This is a genomic window from Acinetobacter sp. YH12129 (genome assembly GCF_013418685.1).
In the GTDB taxonomy this organism is placed as follows: Bacteria; Pseudomonadota; Gammaproteobacteria; order Pseudomonadales; family Moraxellaceae; genus Acinetobacter; species Acinetobacter amyesii.
In genome coordinates, this window is sequence record NZ_VPBP01000006.1 from 77012 (window position 1) to 95898 (window position 18887).

General features: G+C 40.9%; 12 protein-coding genes and 1 tRNA gene. 5 read left to right on the plus strand and 8 right to left on the minus strand.

Features of this window, described 5'->3' with window-relative positions; all coding sequences use genetic code 11:
- Positions 1-799 precede the first annotated feature (799 nt).
- A complete protein-coding gene (gene gltA / locus FTU65_RS05740; protein WP_078189909.1) occupies positions 800-2077 on the plus strand; it encodes a citrate synthase in 1278 nt (425 codons plus the stop codon).
- A 332-nt stretch (positions 2078-2409) separates the two neighbouring features.
- Here gltA and FTU65_RS05745 read toward each other — a convergent pair whose 3' ends face one another.
- From FTU65_RS05745 to FTU65_RS05765, 5 genes are all read right to left on the minus strand, one after another.
- Positions 2410-4044 carry an NAD(P)/FAD-dependent oxidoreductase gene (locus FTU65_RS05745; protein ID WP_180011047.1) on the minus strand — a complete coding sequence of 545 codons (1635 nt, stop codon included), beginning with the start codon at positions 4042-4044 and terminating at the stop codon, positions 2410-2412.
- A 2-nt stretch (positions 4045-4046) separates the two neighbouring features.
- A complete protein-coding gene (locus tag FTU65_RS05750) occupies positions 4047-4913 on the minus strand; it encodes an SDR family NAD(P)-dependent oxidoreductase (protein WP_180065232.1) in 867 nt (288 codons plus the stop codon).
- 12 nt (positions 4914-4925) lie between these two features.
- Positions 4926-5882, minus strand: a complete 957-nt coding sequence (locus FTU65_RS05755; protein WP_180011022.1) for a metal-dependent hydrolase — start codon at positions 5880-5882, stop codon at positions 4926-4928.
- 233 nt (positions 5883-6115) lie between these two features.
- On the minus strand, positions 6116-7555 hold the full coding sequence (locus FTU65_RS05760) for a VWA domain-containing protein (RefSeq protein WP_180011024.1): 1440 nt from the start codon (positions 7553-7555) through the stop codon (positions 6116-6118).
- Positions 7543-9045, minus strand: coding sequence for an AAA family ATPase (locus FTU65_RS05765; RefSeq protein WP_180011025.1), 1503 nt, complete (start codon positions 9043-9045; stop codon positions 7543-7545). The genes FTU65_RS05760 and FTU65_RS05765 overlap by 13 nt, the downstream gene beginning before the upstream one ends.
- A gap of 165 nt (positions 9046-9210) precedes the next feature.
- On the opposite strand from FTU65_RS05765, the gene FTU65_RS05770 reads away from it, so the two are divergent.
- Positions 9211-9723 (plus strand): hypothetical protein, encoded by a 513-nt coding sequence (locus FTU65_RS05770; protein ID WP_218946173.1) that lies wholly within the window; start codon positions 9211-9213, stop codon positions 9721-9723.
- 375 nt (positions 9724-10098) lie between these two features.
- Positions 10099-11724, plus strand: a complete 1626-nt coding sequence (locus tag FTU65_RS05775) for an NAD+ synthase (protein WP_180011027.1) — start codon at positions 10099-10101, stop codon at positions 11722-11724.
- 267 nt (positions 11725-11991) lie between these two features.
- Here FTU65_RS05775 and FTU65_RS05780 read toward each other — a convergent pair.
- Positions 11992-12068: transfer RNA gene (locus FTU65_RS05780), tRNA-Met, on the minus strand.
- Positions 12069-12235: 167 nt separating this feature from the next.
- Here FTU65_RS05780 and FTU65_RS05785 point away from each other — a divergent pair.
- Entirely contained in the window at positions 12236-12652 is a 417-nt protein-coding gene (locus FTU65_RS05785; protein ID WP_078193001.1) for a hypothetical protein, read from the plus strand.
- Between the two features lie 293 nt (positions 12653-12945).
- Entirely contained in the window at positions 12946-13386 is a 441-nt protein-coding gene (locus tag FTU65_RS05790; protein ID WP_078189919.1) for a universal stress protein, read from the plus strand.
- 100 nt (positions 13387-13486) lie between these two features.
- Here FTU65_RS05790 and FTU65_RS05795 read toward each other — a convergent pair whose 3' ends face one another.
- A complete protein-coding gene (locus FTU65_RS05795) occupies positions 13487-13804 on the minus strand; it encodes an MGMT family protein (RefSeq protein WP_180011029.1) in 318 nt (105 codons plus the stop codon).
- Positions 13805-13876: 72 nt separating this feature from the next.
- Positions 13877-18887 (minus strand): BapA/Bap/LapF family large adhesin (locus FTU65_RS05800; RefSeq protein ID WP_180066507.1); only part of this gene is annotated, 5011 nt, incomplete at its 5' end.

Consider the following 18887-nt stretch of genomic DNA (forward strand, 5'->3'; position numbering starts at 1 on the left):
ATCTAAGAAAATCATACTATCTTGTTGGTTTTAATCAGTTAAATGTAAATTTCATTTATTGTTTTTGTGTGTATATGGTGATTTAAACTTTTAGACTAAAGATGAACAAATCTAAATCTTTCTTTTCCCACTACATTTTAAAATCTTCCAGCACATTCGCCAAGCCTTAATCATAAAAATAAATGTGCGTCATTTTCTCAAATGATAAAACTCAAAGATCATGAAACGAAATAAGTACTTAGTCTGTGCATAAAAATCTCAGTAACAGCAAATCTGTTCAATAAAACGCCATTATTTACCTTTCCAATGACAAAAATGATCATTTATTAAGCTTTTTAAGGCGTTTAATTAACTATTTTTTAACCAAACGAACTTTTTTTTAAGGGCGATTAAGTCGTTTTAATTATGAATAAGAAAACAGCAATTTAAAGCCATAGATGTGTGTAAGTTACGAAAATTATAATAATTTAATGAAATAGCGGTCTTGTAATTCCTATTTGTTTCAGAGTTTTTAAGAATTAAAAATTGCTTACAATTAAGGCAATAGGCTTTTTTTAATCTGCACCTCCCCTGCAATTTGACTTATTATACTGCGTCGGCACTGTGATTTTACTCATTTTTTAAGCGGATGAATTGTGCTTCATTTCAATGAATGATCATCAATTTATATCCATAAGTATAATTGACAAAATTTCAGTTCCCTCTAATCTTAGAGCAAATTTTTGATCCGTCTGATTCTCGCATTAAAAGATTAGTACTGAGTCAGATAAAACATTCACCAGGACAGGAGATCTATTGAATGTCTGAAGCAACTGGCAAAAAAGCCGTTTTACAGCTTGATGGCAAAGAAATTGACTTACCAATTTACAGTGGCACTCTAGGCCCAGATGTAATTGACGTTAAAGATGTGTTGGCCGCAGGTCACTTTACTTTTGATCCTGGTTTTGTCTCAACGGCTGCTTGTGAATCTAAAATCACTTTCATTGACGGCGGTAAAGGTGTTCTTCTACACCGTGGCTACCCAATCGACCAGCTTGCTACTAAAGCAGACTACTTAGAAACTTGCTACCTTCTTTTGAACGGCGAGCTTCCTACTGCTGAACAAAAACAAGAATTCGATGCTAAAGTTCGTAACCACACTATGGTTCACGATCAAGTTGGCCGTTTCTTCAATGGTTTCCGTCGTGACGCTCACCCTATGGCGATCATGTGTGGTGTTGTTGGTGCGCTTTCTGCGTTCTATCACAACGGTTTCGATGTTGAAAACATTGACCACCGCGAAATCACTGCTATTCGCTTAATCGCTAAAGTTCCTACTTTAGCTGCTTGGACTTACAAATACACAGTAGGCCAACCATTCGTTTACCCACGTAACGATTTAAGCTACGCAGAAAACTTCTTGTACATGATGTTTGCTACTCCTGCAGACCGTGATTACAAAGTTGACCCTATTCTTGCTAAAGCAATGGACCGTATCTTCACGCTTCATGCTGACCACGAACAAAACGCGTCTACTTCTACAGTACGTCTTGCTGGTTCTACTGGCGCTAACCCATACGCATGTATCGCTGCGGGTATCGCGGCTCTATGGGGACCTGCTCACGGCGGCGCGAACGAAGCTGTTCTTAAGATGCTTGATGAAATCGGCACTGTAGAAAACGTTGCTCCGTTCATGGAAAAAGTGAAAACTAAAGAAGTTAAACTTATGGGCTTCGGTCACCGAGTTTACAAAAACTTCGATCCACGTGCGAAAGTAATGAAAGAGACTTGTGACGAAGTGTTAACTGCACTTGGTATCAACGATCCACAACTTGCTTTGGCTATGGAACTCGAACGTATTGCGCTTTCTGACGAATACTTCATCAAACGTAACCTATACCCTAACGTAGACTTCTACTCAGGTATCATCCTTAAAGCGATTGGTATCCCAACAGAAATGTTTACAGTAATCTTCGCTCTTGCACGTACTGTTGGTTGGATCAGCCACTGGTTAGAAATGCACAGCGCACCTTACAAAATCGGTCGTCCTCGTCAGCTTTACACTGGCGAAACTCAACGCGATATCCAAGGTCGTTAATTCGAAAGAATTGTGCGAATCTAAAAACCGTCCCTTTGGGGCGGTTTTTTTATGCAGCTAGATTTATTTTGCACTTTAAAACAGCCCCATCTGACTGATTTTTCAACTCAATCATTAGATAAAACGATGTCTCACAAGTTATAAAGTATGCTGTTTATTGCTGAGTGTATTTTAAATCGCCATTTTCTAGAAAATCTCACACTGCTTCATCAGATATCGTCATAAAAAAGCCTAATTCCACGTAGAAATTAGGCTGTAAACAAAAGGTTTAAATATTGATGATGCTTTATTTTAGCTTATTAAGTTAAGTAACTTTTATTAAGCAACCTTCTCTAAGCAACCGACTCATAGTCTGTCAAGTCCACCTGTTTAAGACGCTGCTTTAACTGTTTCAGTGACCACGGCCAAGCTACAAAATTGCGTCCATTGGCATCTAAGTAATAGCTCTTACAGCCGCCACTATTAAAGACTGTAGTCTGTAAATGTGTCTGTACTTTTGCATTGTGATAGGCCAATACATTTGGCTTAATTTCAAGCCGTTGTATCTTCTCTTGTTTCATTTTTACCAAAGCATCAACGATATACCCAACCTGTGCTTCTGCAATCCCAATGAATGAGTCATAAACCAAAATATTTGGCCCAAGCACCAAGAAGGCATTAGGTACTTGCGCGATACTGGTACCCAAAAACGCTTCAGGAGAACTGTTTTTCCAAAGTTCTGACAATAACTCCCCTTTGGCATTTTTTACACGTTGCCCAATCGGCGGATGAGAAACTTCAAAACCTGTGCCCCAAATAATGACATCGACTTCATGACGTTCACCATTTGCAGCGATGACAGTATTACCTTCTATTTCCACTAAACCATGTGGCACAAGTTCAACATTGGCTTGCTGCAAAGCAGGATAATAGTTATTGGCAAATAAAAGACGCTTACAACCAATAGAAAAGTTTGGTGTTACTTTTTCAAGTAATTCAGTATCTTGAATTTGTGTTTTCAACAACTGACGACCTAAATAATTCACAGGCTCTAGTAGTGAAGGATTACGCAGTCCTAAATTAATACCATTTAATATACCGGCCACACTTTTGCGCCAAGTTTCTTGAACAGTCGGAAAACGGGTAATGATGCCTTTCGCACGGTCATTCAGTGGTAAATCTGCTTTTGGTAATACCCATGGCGCAGTCCGTTGAAACACCACCACATTTTTGGCAATAGGTTGAATCTGAGGAATAAACTGAATCGCAGATGCCCCCGTACCAATCACTGCAATACGTTTATCTTTTAAGTCATAGGCATGGTTCCATCGCGCAGAATGGAACATTTCACCTTCAAAGCTTTCAATACCTTTAATTTTTGGAATTTGCGGTTCAGTAATCGGCCCAGTGGAAAAGATCACTGTTCTTGCCGCATACTTACCTTTACTGGTCTCCAATTGCCATTGCTTTAATTGCTCATTCCATTCCGCTGCAATTAATTCACAATTGAACTGAATGTTGCGATACAGCGCATGCTGCTCCGCAACACCTTCTAAATAGTTCAGAATCTCAGGTTGCTTGGCAAATAAATGACTCCATTTATGACTCGGTGCAAATGAAAAAGAATATAAAGCCGAAGGGACATCACATCCACAACCTGGATAGGTGTTGTCGCGCCATGTTCCTCCTACGCGATTGGCTTTTTCCAAAACCACATAATCGGTATAACCTCGTTCATTCATTTGATGAGCGGCAGCTAAACCGGATATCCCCGCACCAATCACAATGGTATCGTAGACACGCACTTGATTTTCTACGCTTGGTTTTTGTAGGCTAGGTTCTGGCTCTGCTTGGTCTTGTGCTGCTTTTTTAGCTTTAGCAGAAGACGATGCAGGACGACGTGCATTAGTATGTGCTGTGGGCTTTTTAGTTTGAGTTTTCTCTTGATCTAATGCTTTTACATCTTCGTCATGTAATTGTGTCGGCATGTTCATGCTTTTGCTCCCGACTTTTTAATATAGTTGTTAAATATGGGATAACCCACCCCCAATAAACGGGTATAGGTTTGCGGGGATAAACGCTTTAACCACCAAAATAATTTGGCATCAGGTTGCGGAATGGTGTACAACTTCCCTGCATCTAAATTATTCAATGTCAAATTGACTACATCGTGGCTCGTCGTAAATGCATGATTCATCAGCAGTTGATCAGCTAAGCTTGAATATCGATTGGGCAAGCGTCCATTCTTCATGATATTGGTCGGCACCAAGGTTGGGCACAGTACATTCACACGGATATTTGCCGATCGGAGCTCTGCCGATAAAGTTTCAGACAATGCCAACACACTCGACTTCGTCACGTTATATGCTGTCATTTCTGGTGCAGCAGTATATGCCGCAGCAGAAGCAACATTAATAATCGCGCCGCCCTGCTTATTTTGTTTTAGCTTGGGTACAAAATAATGGCAGCCATGCACCACACCCCACAAATTGACATGCATGCACCACTGCCAGTCGTCTAAACTCAGCTCATCAAATTTACCACCCAGCCCGACGCCTGCATTGTTAATCACCAAAGTCACAGCATGTCCCATCAACTGCTCAGCTTGCTCTGACAATGCTTTTACTTCTTCAGCCTTACCTACATCGCACTGCACCGCATAAGCATTTGATGAGGTCATGGATTGAATTTGATCCACCGTTTCTTGTGCTGCCTCTAAATGAATATCAGCACAGACCACTGTTCCGCCACGACGTGCTAACTCCAAAGCAAAGCTTCGCCCAATACCACTGCCTGCACCAGTAACCACCGCGTAGGCGTTTTCACTTGGCTTGTTCTTTTTTCCAAATAGCCCCATGGTTGTGTCCTTTTATCGTTTTAATGCTGGGGTGAATTCTTTGACAAAATAAGGTGTCAACACGCCATCAACAGGGTTCAACAAACGCTTTTTGTAATATTCAAGAAATGCAGAGGTGTCATGGTCATTGGGGTGAAAACTTGGTCGTAAATAATCAAAAATATGCCCGAGGCTACTGCCATAGACACCATCTCTTAGCCCAAAAATCAGTTGGAAACTGCGCGGAACATCTTTCCAGTAGCTTAGGCTAATCAAATTTGATGGCTTTCTGTAGAAAGGGACAATCGATGCACCAATTGAAATCAAACCCAAAATGGTAATTAATGCAGGGAAAAAGCCAGCAATACGTAAAGCATAATTACCTGATAATTCTTGATAAACATCATAGGCAATGTCTTTGTGTTCAGACTCTTCCAACATATGCCACATCCAAATGGCGCGCTGCTTTTCATCTATTGAATTAAAAAATATTTCTTCATGATTCATCATGTATTCCGCAAGCACTGCGGTGAAATGCTCAATTGCTGCCATTAAGGATAACTTCATTGGCTGTGGCATACGTTCAAAACCATAGGCAAAGACGTAGTGTTCTAACTTTCTAAAAAATTGCACAGGCAGATTTCTTGCGCGATACGCTTCATTCATTTCTTCATGCATACGTGAATGAATGGCCTCTTGCCCAATCAACGACGTGACACGTTGTCTTAATACAGGATCTTGAATAAAGTCGCGATGATATCGAGCAGTATCAATCACCAAATCTTCGCCACGAGTTAAGAAAATAGATAAAGATGCAAAATAGGCACTGGCCAATTCTGCATTCATATAAAATTTTGGATCAATTTTTTCTGGTTCAAAATCAAATTTCATATGCCGAATAGGAACAACGGCAGACTGTTTTGTTGGGTCAAAGACAGGGACTGCAAATACGCGTGCTAAAGTTTTTTTTATCGGTTGAAAAGCGCTCATGATTTTGCTCTCAATTTGGGTGTTTACCGTTCATTGACTTCATGTCGATTAAAGTAAAAACACATAGATTGAGGATCAAATTAAGTGAGATAGATCACTAGGCCATTAGCAAAACCGACCTCTAGATTTGCAAAAATGCTCAAATATTTTCTTTGTCAGACAATCTTTAAAACATCGGTGTTGTATGGCTCAAAAGCTTGTCATTAAAGGTCATGGCGTATTTTGAGTAATGATTATTGGATTTTTTGCACTTCACCGGTCGCAGATTGATACACCCATTGATGATCAAACAGGCTGTCGTCTAAATGATCCAGTTTAAAATTACCGATAGCCACAGCATAGAATCCATTGCCCTGCTGCTTAAAATGTGTGATCTCTTGCATGAGTTCTTCAGTCAGTTGACCCATTATAAAGTCTGAAATCACCACCACATCGGCATGTACAAAATTCGGTTGTTTCAGCATATCCACGGCATGATTCATCGCAGGGATAATATCCGTCCCCCCATGAAATGACTGCCCTAAAAAGTGAATGACATCATCCAAAGCGCTGTTATGCTGTAAATTCAGCGCGGTTAAATTGGTCGAGAAATTCATCAAATACATCGCTCGCTTTTCTTTCAGCGCTCGAATGGATAAATATAGACAAATCGCTTTGGAAATCAGTTCAGGTTGTCCATTCATTGAGCCACTGGTATCTAAGCAGACAATCATCGGGCCTTTTTGTCCGACTCGACGCTGCGTATGGCGTTGGTCTTCGATAACCCGTCCTTGTTGCTGCCCTTGTCGATTAAAACTCATCAGGTTAGATTCTAAATATTTTAAATCAAATAAAACCTGCAAGTCTGGATCTGCTAACAGCGCCAATTCGCTAGGTAAAGCCATACTGAGCTCTTGTGCTAATTTAATTCCAGTAATTTCCTCTTGCGCCATCGGGGTGTGAATAAGCTGCTGTGGTTCTTGTTCTAACTGAGCAGAAATCCGCTTACGTGGCATATTCGGCTGTGCGCTTCCGATCATTTGACATAGACGTTTAAGCGCCCGATCTTGCTCGAGATAATTCGCCCATTGCTCAAAGTTCTGTACATCGTGCTCTGTTAATTGTCCTTTGGAATAGTCTAGAAAAATCCCAGTTTCAAACCCGACACTGTCATGGTGCTTGACCATTTTCGACAATGTCGCGAGAAAATCTTTGATTTCATCTAAAAAGGCATCTCGTTGTAAACGGAGCTGCTCAAACTCCCAATGTGCAATGGCTTCGGTCAATTTGCGCTGCCATTTGCCTTTAAATAGCTCTATTTGTAATTGACGCTGCTGCTTGGTCAGCAATGGCTGTTGGCTCTGTTGCCACATTTCAGTGAATTCTGGAATCCCTAAGGTTTGCATGAAGGCGGCATATTCAGTGTGGAATTGAACAAAATCACCCTGCTCCCAATGCTTTAACGCAAGCCAATATTCCAATTGCTGCTGCGCCACTGCATAGGGATGCTGCTGATCTAAACTCGATTTTGCCTGAAAGGCCCATTCCTGAATTTTTTGATCGAGCTTTTTTGCCACTTTATGATCATCCAACCAATGTTTTAAGCTGGATTGTTTTAATTCATCATAAAGCTGCGAACTTAATTCATCGAGTGCCGATTGGGTTTGGTGTCTTGTCGGTTTTAATTGCGACATAACTGTTCCAGACGCTCACAATCTTGCAACTGCAATTGATATCTTGCCAATTGCTGCTCAATAGATTGAATCAAATGTTGAATATCCTGTTCAGTGACAAAGACCGATTTAAACTGATGTTTTTGACTGTTAAATCGTTCCGTTAACAGTTCCAATTCTGTTTGAAACAGTGCTTTGAGCTGTTGAACTTCGTGTAACAGCTCATATTGGCTTTGTGCTGAAAGAGAGCTGCGTGGACTACCTTTGGTATGTTTTATATACGGCGTCACCACTTCTTCTAAGCCGTAATAGCCACCTTTTAAAGTACACACTCTTGAACCATTAAAATTACACACGATTCCACGCACTTCTTCACCCGTATCATCTAAGGCAAAGAAGTCCTTTTTCGTATCCATTTTATCCAGTTCGAGATACAACACTTTATCTTTATAGTGTCGATCTAGATTGGTCACTGCACGCAAGTAGTCAATGCCATGAATTAAATAACTCTCATAGACATCATCGGTATAATAAAAATGATTGAGCACCCGCTGTTCAAGTGCATCCTTCTCTGCCACATGCTGTTCGAACTGCAACCCATAATTTAAGCCATTTTCAGCCAATACTTCATCTATCTGCTGTGAAACAAAACCAATGTCTTCAGGCTGATTCCATAAACAATGTTTTAAAATTAATAAATCACTCAAAATCACCGATGAACGATCATTTAAAAATGCACAGGCTTTGACTAAATAAGCCACACGTTGCCAACGACGGTCAGAGACATAGACCACGTGATCTTCAAAGTTATGATTGAGTCGAGTTTTAAGTTGATCAAACAGATTTAAAATCGATTCGGGTAAATCCACCTGATAAATCTGTTCCCGCCAATCTTGTAACTCTGCTTTTGTTATTTTTAAAGTTGCATCGACTTCAACACTGACTTGACTCGGTTTGGCCTCTAATAGTGCATGGAAGTTTTCTGCAATAGCAATCGGCGGCACTTCTAAACGCAAAATAAAACGATCATACAATGCATCTAGACCTTGATTTGGTTCGGGAATTTCATTCGATGCGCTGACCAAAACATTCAATGGAACTTTTTGGACAATATCACCATTTTTAAAACTCCGTTCATTCACCAAGGTGAGTAAAGTATTTAAAATCGCAGGGCTGGCTTTCCAAATTTCATCTAAAAAAGCAAAATCTGCTCGTGGTAAATAATGTTCTGTTTTACGAATGTATTGATCTTCTTTTAAGGCTTTAATCGATACTGGGCCAAAAATTTCTTCCGGCGTACTGAAACGATTCATCAAATATTCAAAATAGTCATGAACTTCAAAAGCAGAGGCGATTCGACGTGAAATCAAACTTTTTGCAGTGCCAGGCAAACCATATAAAAAGGTATTCATACCCGCAACACCAGCCAACAAACTCAAAGCAATAATCTGCTCACGTTCATACATATTTTTGCTGATTTCAGAAATTAAAGTATTGATCCGTGCTTGCATCTGATTATCTGTTTGACCGAAAACTAAATTGTAACGCCCTAATCGATTTTTCGCTGTAGCAGATGCAAAAATATCGCTTTTTAAATACAGCGCAACAGCGTGATATTGTATTTTCAGGTTATAGTAAAACTACACATCCCTTTGGAACTCTAGAAACTTTTCATCATGTTGCCCTTCTTTCCTACACTCATCCGACTGTTAAAACTTGAAGGTTTTAAATATCGATCCCTCACGGCAGGTGAAATATCCATGTGTCGCAGTGTGTTTGGGGATTTGATTCAATATGAGCAAGTGAAAGTGATGAATCACCCTTTTTTGCCTTGGCAATCTGCGCATGTGGTCATGGCGCCTCAGGGGTATATCCATGCACGAAATTTACTGTTTAAAGCGGACTATGCCAAAGCGTCCTTAGGATATCGCGCCCTGTTTATTCATGAGATGGCCCATGTTTATCAATACCAGCAGCAGATCAATGTTTTGGGTCGGGGTGCTGTTTTACAGATGGCGTATTTCTTTAGTTTTAAAAAATATAATCCATACCGCTATACCCTCAAAGCACACAAGGCATTTTTTGACTACAACATTGAGCAACAAGGTGACATTGCACGTGACATCTATTTAAAGCGAATTAAAAATATTATTTTATATCCAGAACTTGTTCATCAAATTGAGCTATAAAGCTTCCATGCTCTGTAGCGAATATTTTTAGATAAAATTGAATATCGCCTGATCATTCTATTTCACACTATTGCTCGACCATTGACGCTATTTTGAGTACAAAAAAACAGCATTAATATTTACTTTATGGCACATAAGCTCAGCTAGGCTTTTAAAAGCTATGAATACCTCTAGTATCTCGCTTAAATTCAGATAAAATAGGTTCACCTTATTTTTTTGCTTTGCATCAAAACAAGTGAATTATCATACGATGATGGTGTTTTGTTTTCGCCTTTCGGCAGTATTTTTCGTATCTAAATACACTCGCTGAATAATCACAATAATACAAATCAGTGTGTTAAGTGTATTCACCTATAGGAATAGGATTTAGTTGGAATGAATAGTTTTAAAATTGCACTTGCTCAGTTCTCTCCGCATATTGGTAACCTAGAATCAAACGCAGCAAAAATGCTTCAACAAGCCAATGTTGCAAAAGAACAGAACGCAGATATTATTGTTTTTCCGGAACTTTCTACAGTTGGTTATCCTGCTGAAGATTTATTATTACGTCCAAGTTTAAATAAACGTACACAGCAAGCTTTTGAACAATTAGCGAGCATTAAGGACATCGTTTTAGTCTTTGGTTTTGTAAATCAAACTGAAGATGGTCAGCGCTATAACTCTGCTGCTGTCATGAAAAATGGTCAAGTTCTCGGGATTTACAATAAACAAAATCTTCCAAACTATAGCGTTTTTGATGAAAAACGTTATTTCAGTGAAGGTCATCAACACCTTGTCTTTGAATATTTAGGTCATAAGTTTGGTGTGTTGATTTGCGAAGATGTTTGGGCATTACCAACTGTTCAACAGCTTGCTCAGTTAAATGTTGAAACCGCTTTGGTTTTAAATGCTTCACCTTATGAAGTTGGTAAACCACAGCATCGCATTGAAACCATGGCTGCATTGACCAAACAATTGAACATCAATTTGGTTTACTGTAACCAAGTGGGCGGTCAAGATGACCTTGTCTTTGATGGCACAAGCTTTGTGATGAACAATTCAGGTGAAGTTGCATTGCAAGCACCGAGTTTTGTTGAAGATCTATATATCGCAGAATACGATGCTGAACAAAAAGCCTTTAAAACAGGTGCAATCACGCCTGTATTAAATACCATGGCTGAAATCTACCAAAGCCTTGTAATCGCAACCCGTGACTACGTACAACGTTCAGGCTTCCCTGGCGTGATTTTAGGTCTATCTGGTGGTATTGACTCAGCATTAACTTTAGCGATTGCTGCCGATGCGATTGGCGCCGATAAAGTTCAAGCGGTCATGATGCCATATACTTATACTGCACAAATCAGTGTTGAAGATGCGGCTGAACAAGCCAAGAATATGGGCGTAACTTTTGGTATTGCCGAAATCAATCCAATTGTGAATGGCTTTATGCAAACCTTATTCCCTTTCTTTGGCGCTGCACCGACTGATGCGACTGAAGAAAACCTACAAGCGCGTTCTCGTGGTACGTTGCTAATGGCCTTATCGAACAAGTTTGGCAATTTAGTCCTTTCTACAGGGAACAAGTCTGAATTATCTGTTGGTTACTGTACATTGTACGGTGACATGGTCGGTGGCTTTGCAGTTCTTAAAGACGTTTATAAAACGATTGTATTTGAACTAGCAAAATACCGTAACAGCATTTCAGAAACACCAGTGATCCCTGAACGTGTAATTACTCGTCCACCTTCTGCGGAACTTCGTCCAGATCAGAAAGACCAAGACTCATTACCTGAATATGAAGTATTGGATGCCATCTTGTATGCGTATATCGAAGAAGACATGAGCCAAGATGACATCATTGCCAAAGGTTTTGATGCTGAAGTCGTGAAAAAAGTCATCCGTTTGGTTGATCTAAACGAATACAAACGTCGCCAAGGCGCGATTGGTCCACGTATTAGCTCACGTGCATTTAGCCGTGAACGACGCTACCCAATCGTGAATGGTTGGAAACCGGGTATCTAATTACTCGATTCAAATTAAAAAAAGCCCAGTTCTATAACTGGGCTTTTTTATAGGCGCAAAATACGCAGCAGTAAGAATAAAAAATAATTGAGATGTGTATTTCAAAAGTTAGGACATCAATTCATAACATCAAAGATTTGAGTTCTCTTTTATTTCTACATTAACATCGTAAATAGATTATTTTATTAGTGCTGTAATTATTTCAATCTATTTGACTTTTTCTAGGCACAAAAAAAGAGACCAAGCTGAGAGCTTGGTCTATAAAAATGGTGGCTATGACGAGACTTGAACTTGTGACCCCCGCATTATGAGTGCGGTGCTCTAACCAACTGAGCTACATAGCCGTAAACTGTGGTGGCATTATCTAGATTTCACACATTATCGTCAAGCATTTTTGTTTGCAATTGTTCAGAGTTTAAACAAGCAAAGTTCAAGATGTTACTATTTAAGCAAATTATGCTATTTTTAGCCCTATTTACTATATTTTTTGATTAAAAATTAGAGTTTTATCATGCAATTCAATTCGATAAAAAAAGCCTGTCTGACCCTCAGCCTTGCCGTCATGACCTTAACGGGCTGCCAAATCGTCTCACCTATTTTTGTTGACTATAATGGTGTGCGACGTGATGTGGCGACTTGGATTAATAAACAGCCTTTATTGAGCATGCAACAAAAGCGCAGCATGGCTCAACTTAGCCGAGCACAGCAATCAATCATTCGTCTCGACTTCAATGATCAGGAGAAATTAGTCAGTGTTGCGCGCGCTAATGAAGCTGCGATGTATTGTGCCAATCAGCATTTATCAGCGCGACAAATTCAACGCCTGCAAAAACAGATTTTCCCTGAAGATGCGTTGCATAAATTAAGCTTGCTTGAGCAACAAGCGTTGCATATTACCCTGACAGAGCAAGAGAAACGGTGTGATTGAAACCATGTCCACTGATGGATGAATTATCTAGGCTCAATTTTTTCAGCACCAAATTGTCTTACAATCTAGACATAGCTGCTTACATTATTGAGCATTTTTGCTATCGCTAAGCGAGGTGAAAACAAGTCTATATTTTTGCAATATTTTTATTGCAAATTTCGCAATATCCTTATGAATTTACTTGGTTTTATTCCCAAATAAAAAAGCGTATGATGAAACTATGATCAATGTAAGTAGCGCTTTTTTTCAGGTTTTTCCATCCAAATTCAATTGATCAGATAAGGAGAAATAAGATGGCTTTAAATAATATTTTAGTTCCAGTGGACGGTTCAGAAACTTCTTATGCTGCGGTGGCTAAAGCTGTCGAGTTTGCAAAAACTTTTGGCAGTAAAATTACTGTGGTTCAAGTACTGACGCTCGATCCATATATTGCTGCAGAGTATATTTCAGCAGCGCAAACCAATGATTTAATTGAACGTGCTCGTGCATCGATTTTAAATACACTTGAAGAAGCAAAAGCGAAATTTTCAACTGAAGGTGTCACTGTTGAAACTCGCTTACTTGAAGGTCAAGTGGTGCATACTGAACTGGTTAAAGCTGCAGAAGAAACACATGCGGACTTGATTATTATTGGTTCACATGGCCGTACAGGGATCAAAAAATTCTTCTTGGGCAGCGTAGCTCAAAGCGTACTAGGTGCTTCAGACATTCCTGTTTTGGTTGTACGCAAATAAGCCATTAGATTTATAGCTTAAAAAAGCCTTCTGATCCTAGAGGGCTTTTTTATTGACTGCGTCATCAATATAAAAAACGCTTGTTGAAGGCAAGGATTTTTTAGGGTAACCATTGATATTGTTTCAATGAGATGCGTCCATTCACCACAAAGACATTTTCAGCTGCCAATTTCAATTGCTGGATATTTTCACCTTTTTCATTGCAACGCTGCGTGCTGATTTTTCCCTGAGCATTCACCACCCGATGCCATGGGATCGTTGATGTTGTATCTAGATGCTTTAGTACATAGCCAACCAGTCGTGCATGCTTAGGTAAACCCGCTAATTTGGCAATTTGTCCATAAGTGGCAATCTTTGCTTGCGGTATCAATTGAATGACCGACAAAATTTGCGTTGCCAATTCATCACTCTGCTTCATCTGATCTCCTTTGAGCCGCATAAAAAAAGAGAACCCGAAGGTTCTCTTTGATTAATACTTAATTTTGACAGATTAGTACAGTAATTGGTTGTGATCGATTAAGTCTTGCAAAGTCACATCGGTATTTTTCAAAGTGAGTAATTCAACTTTATCGCCAAATTTAGACCCTGTTCCATCACGATCAATGCTGATCACGGTGTTGCCCTTGCCATCAGATTTCACCGAAACAAACTGATCAATATTCGACTGATTGGCATTTTGACCTTGTAACAAGGCTTTGATATTCACTTTATCGCCTTCAGACGCATTAAAGTCATTCCAAGTATCATGTCCATTGCCACCCGTTGCATCTGCTTGATCCAATACTTTATAAATAACCGTATCAATGCCCGCTTTGGTGGTGAATTGATCATTGCCCGCAGTACTGGTGATTTCATCGTTACCGACACTTCCTGTGAAGTTCACACCTGCTTTAATGGTCAATGTTGCCGCTGAAATATCACCGTTTGGTGCAACCAGTTTATACGTAAACTGTTCTGCTGCACCTGAGGCAAGATTCATATCTTTAAGGGTATAGGTGTAACTACCATCTGATTTCACCACCATTTCGCCATATTTCGCCGTAATGGTTGTACCCGTCGAACTCACTTGGGTAAAGGTTAAGCCACCATCTTTAGACACATACAAATCTGTATATTTTGAAGCGACAGTATCAACACCAAATCCATCATTATCGGTTAATAAATTGCCTGTGGTTGCAGCATTCGCAGCAAATTTTACGGTAAAGCTATCAAGGTCAATAATGCTCCGTGAAATGACCGCCGATACACTGCCGCCCAAGCTTATGCCTTTATTGGTTACGGCTTGAATCGTATAGGTTCCTGCTTTCAATCCAGTGACCGTGACAGAATTACCATTTGGTAGTAGACCAATAACATCCACTACTGTTGAAGCTCCCGAAGTCGCAACTAATTTACCTTTTTCGTCGTAGACGTTAATCGTGGTATTACCCAGTAATGAAACCAGTTGTGAAGAACCAAAGTCAACTTTGATGTTCTCTACCGTACCGTCTGCAACGGTGATTTTGGTCGAACCTGCTTTCGTCCCACCAAATCCAATCGACCAACTGTAGCTAATTGAATTTGATTGACCTGTAGATACGGTATTCGATGCATCAAAACCGATCATGTCAACATTGTTAGTAGCAACAACTGTACTTGCATGATCTTTTGGCTCCGCTGCATTCCAATTCAATGCCAAATCGCTTTGCGTTCCAATGTGAATTATCAGGTCAGCACTACTTGCTTTGCCCGAAACCGGATCAACCACGGAATAGCTAAACACTTCTGCCTTACCAATCGCTGTGACATCAGCTTTCGGTTTATAGCTATACGAGCCATCTTGATGAATGGTTAATGTGCCATAGTTCCCTTTGACTGTGGTCGTACCATTGATCAATTGGCCATTGATACTGTTGACGATTGCACCTGCTGGAACAGCGTCCTGACCATAAAGTGCATCATGATCTGAGATGACATTTCCTTTGGCTTCTTCTACATGGCTCACTTCAGGTTCTACTGAAGTATCAAACACTTTTAACGATAGATTTGCACTGACCGATGTTGCAAGACCAATAGCCGAACCACCGACAAACTCAAACTTATATTCACCTGATTGTAAGTTTTTCGCGCGTACAGCCGTTTCTTCGCCAAAGATGCCGATAAAATCTAATAAACCATAGTCTTTATTCGACGCGATCAGCTTCCAGCTACCATCGGCATTTTTCACAAATAGTCGCATTTCTGCTTTATCAAACAGGTTGATCAATGAACCTGTATGTACACTGATCGTTGCCTCACCAACTTCTTGATCCCCGATAGAGAAGTAACCTGTATGTACTTTTGAACCAATATTAATCAGATCAAAAACATTGAATAGTTTATTGGTACGGACTTCTTCAACTGGATATTCAAAGTTGATGTTAGCATTGACTAGATTATCTGCTGCGTGAATGCTAACAGTTGGCGCGATTAATTCTTGAGGTGCAGACTCACCACCATCATCTTTCGCAGTCACTAAAATGTGCTGACCATCTGTCACTGCTGGCTGTAAGACAACTTTGAAATTGCCTTCAAGATCAGCAATTGCAGAGCCTAGAATGGTTTTAGCATCTGCGGCATACACTGTGATATCCGAACCCGCTTCGGCATGACCCGTGACCACAGCACCTTGACTATCTAAAGTTGCAAATGGTGTTGCTGGTGCGTACAAGTCTGGTGCCAATGCTGGTGTAGCTAAAGATTCGCCACCTGCATCTTTTGCGGTCACTTTCACTTGCTCGCCATCCACAAGTGCAGGTACAAGTGCAATTTGATAATAACCATTGGCATCCGCAGTCGCTGTACCCAATGGGGTTGTGCCTTTGCTACCACCGTATACGGTAACAATGGCAAAAGCTTCGGTCACACCTTCCACAGCAGAACCTGTTGCATTGACTTTCGCTGTCGGTGCATCAGGGGCAAATAGATCTGGGGCTTGCGCTGTGATTGCTGGTGATTCACCGCCTGCATCTTTCGCCGTGACGTTTACTTGCTCACCATCCACCAAAGCAGGCTGAAGTTGAACGCTATACACCCCATTTGCATCGGCTACAGCCGTCCCAAGCTTTTGCTTCGAATCAGAGGCATATACCGTCACTTCTGAACCCGGTTGAGCTATACCAAAGACAGTAGAGCCATCTTTTTGGTTCACTTCCGCAGTTGGAATTACCGGCATAGTTGCATCCATTAAATCATCTGATGCATAACCTTGATTCCCTGCTTGATCAGTAGCAGTCGCTGTATATGTGCCTTCTGCTGCTGTTGCAGGAATTTGTGCGATGAAATGATCATTGGCATCGACACTAACATCTATATCTTTGCCTTGTGGATCAGTTATAGAAACTTTCGCACCTGATTCAGTTTTACCTGTAATGGTTGCAGAGCCATCTGGATTTGATGTGACTTTAAAATCATCGATTTTCGGCGCAACTTGGTCATCTAGATCTGCTGTTGCAGAACCTTGATTTCCGGCTTGATCTGTTGCTATTGCAGTATATGTCCCTTCCGCAGCAGGTGATGGAATCGTTGCTGTGAAATGACCGTTGGCATCTACACTTGCAGGATAGGTTTGACCGTCTGGCGTAGTAATTTCAACACTTGCACCCGGTTCAGTTTTACCTGTCACCGGTGCAGAACCATCGGCATTTGCATCAACTTCTAGATCATCGATTTGCGGTGCAACTTGGTCATCTAAATCTGCTGTTGCAGAACCTTGATTTCCAGCATTATCCGTTGCCGTTGCGGTATAGGTACCTTCTGCAGCAGGCGTTGGAATCGTTGCTATAAACTGACCGTTGGCATCCACGCTTGCAGGATAGGTTTGACCGTCTGGCGTAGTGATTTCAACGCTTGCACCGGGTTCAGTTTTTCCTGTCACCGTTGCAGAACCATCGGCATTTGCATCGACTTCTAGATCATCGATTTGCGGCGCAACTTGGTCATCTAGATCTGCTGATGCAGAACCTTGATTTCCTGCTTGATCTGTTGCTGTTGCGGTATAGGTACCTTCTGCAGCCGGTGATGAAATCGTTGCTGTAAACTGACCGTTGGCATCAACTGTTGCAGGATAGGTTTGACCGTCTGGCGTAGTGATTTCAACGCTTGCACCCGGTTCAGTTTTACCCGTTACCGTTGCAGAACCATCGGCATTTGCCTGAACCGCAATACTCACTTCAGCAGTGCTATCAATTGTTGTGCTCGTCGCTACTTTTTGACTCGAGTTTCCGGCAGCATCTTTCGCAATCGCTTCAATATGATAAAGACCATTTGCCAGATGTGATTTTGATTGGTAACTCCAGTTGCCTTGAGCATCAACAAGTGCCTGTCCTGTTTCTACCACATTTCCGAGTTGATCTTTCACACTTACGGTAACAGTTACACCTTTTTCAGTTTTTCCACTAAAACTTGGAGATGGATCTGTAATAACACCGACATCATGAATATCAATAAGTGGTGGAATGGTATCGACAATAAATTGTTTAGTTGATGGTGCACTGATATTACCAGCGATATCTTTCGATATAGCTTCTAAAGTTAATAATCCTTCTGGTAAAGCAACCGATGGTGTATACGTCCATTTCCCTGTTGCCGTATCAAGTTTCGCTAAGCCTGAATCCAATAAATTATTTTCAGCATCATAAATATTGATCAGAACTTCCGTACTTTTGCTCGATGTGCCAGAGAAAGTCTGTTTATTGTTGTTGGTTAGTGGAATTGACGGTGTGGATAACGTCGTCGCTCGCATAACAAATGTAGCGAGCGGAGCCACAGCTGGAGCTGCAAAGAAATCAAAATCATCAATATCAACAGTTGGCGGAGTCGTATCGATTTCAAACCCATCATTTGCTTCAGCTGTATTACCTACTCTGTCCGTTGCAATTGCAACAGCCGTATATTCACCATCATCTAAATTACGAGGAGGTGTAAATGTCCAAGCACCGTCTGCAAATACACTTGCTTGGCCTTCAAATTTCACCACGCCTGCAGAGTCTTTAATATATACGTAGACAGATGCACCCGGCTCAGTTTCTCCACTGATCGTTGGTGTTTGATCATTTGTTATGATTAGATCATCGATAGTAATGGTCGGTGCTGTGGTATCCACACTCGCCACGCTATGTGAAGCTGTCGCGGCTTGACCTGCATTGCCTGCCGCATCGCTATAGCTACCTGCAGCAATATCCAACTTAACGTTTGCCGTACTTCCATCGTTGCCATTCGCCACGACTTTAGCAGTCCAACTTCCATCGGCTTGTTGTGCTAAGTCTGTCAGTTTTCCGCCAGTGACCTGTACATCGTCCGCATCGAAACCAATGACTTTTTCACTGAAGCTGATTTTCACATCGCCATTATCCGCAATGCTAATCGTTGCTGTTGGGGCTGTGCTATCGATACTTGCCACGCTATGTGAAGCAGTTGCGGCTTGACCAGCATTGCCTGCCGCATCGCTATAGCTGCCTGCAGCAATATCCAGTTTCACGGTC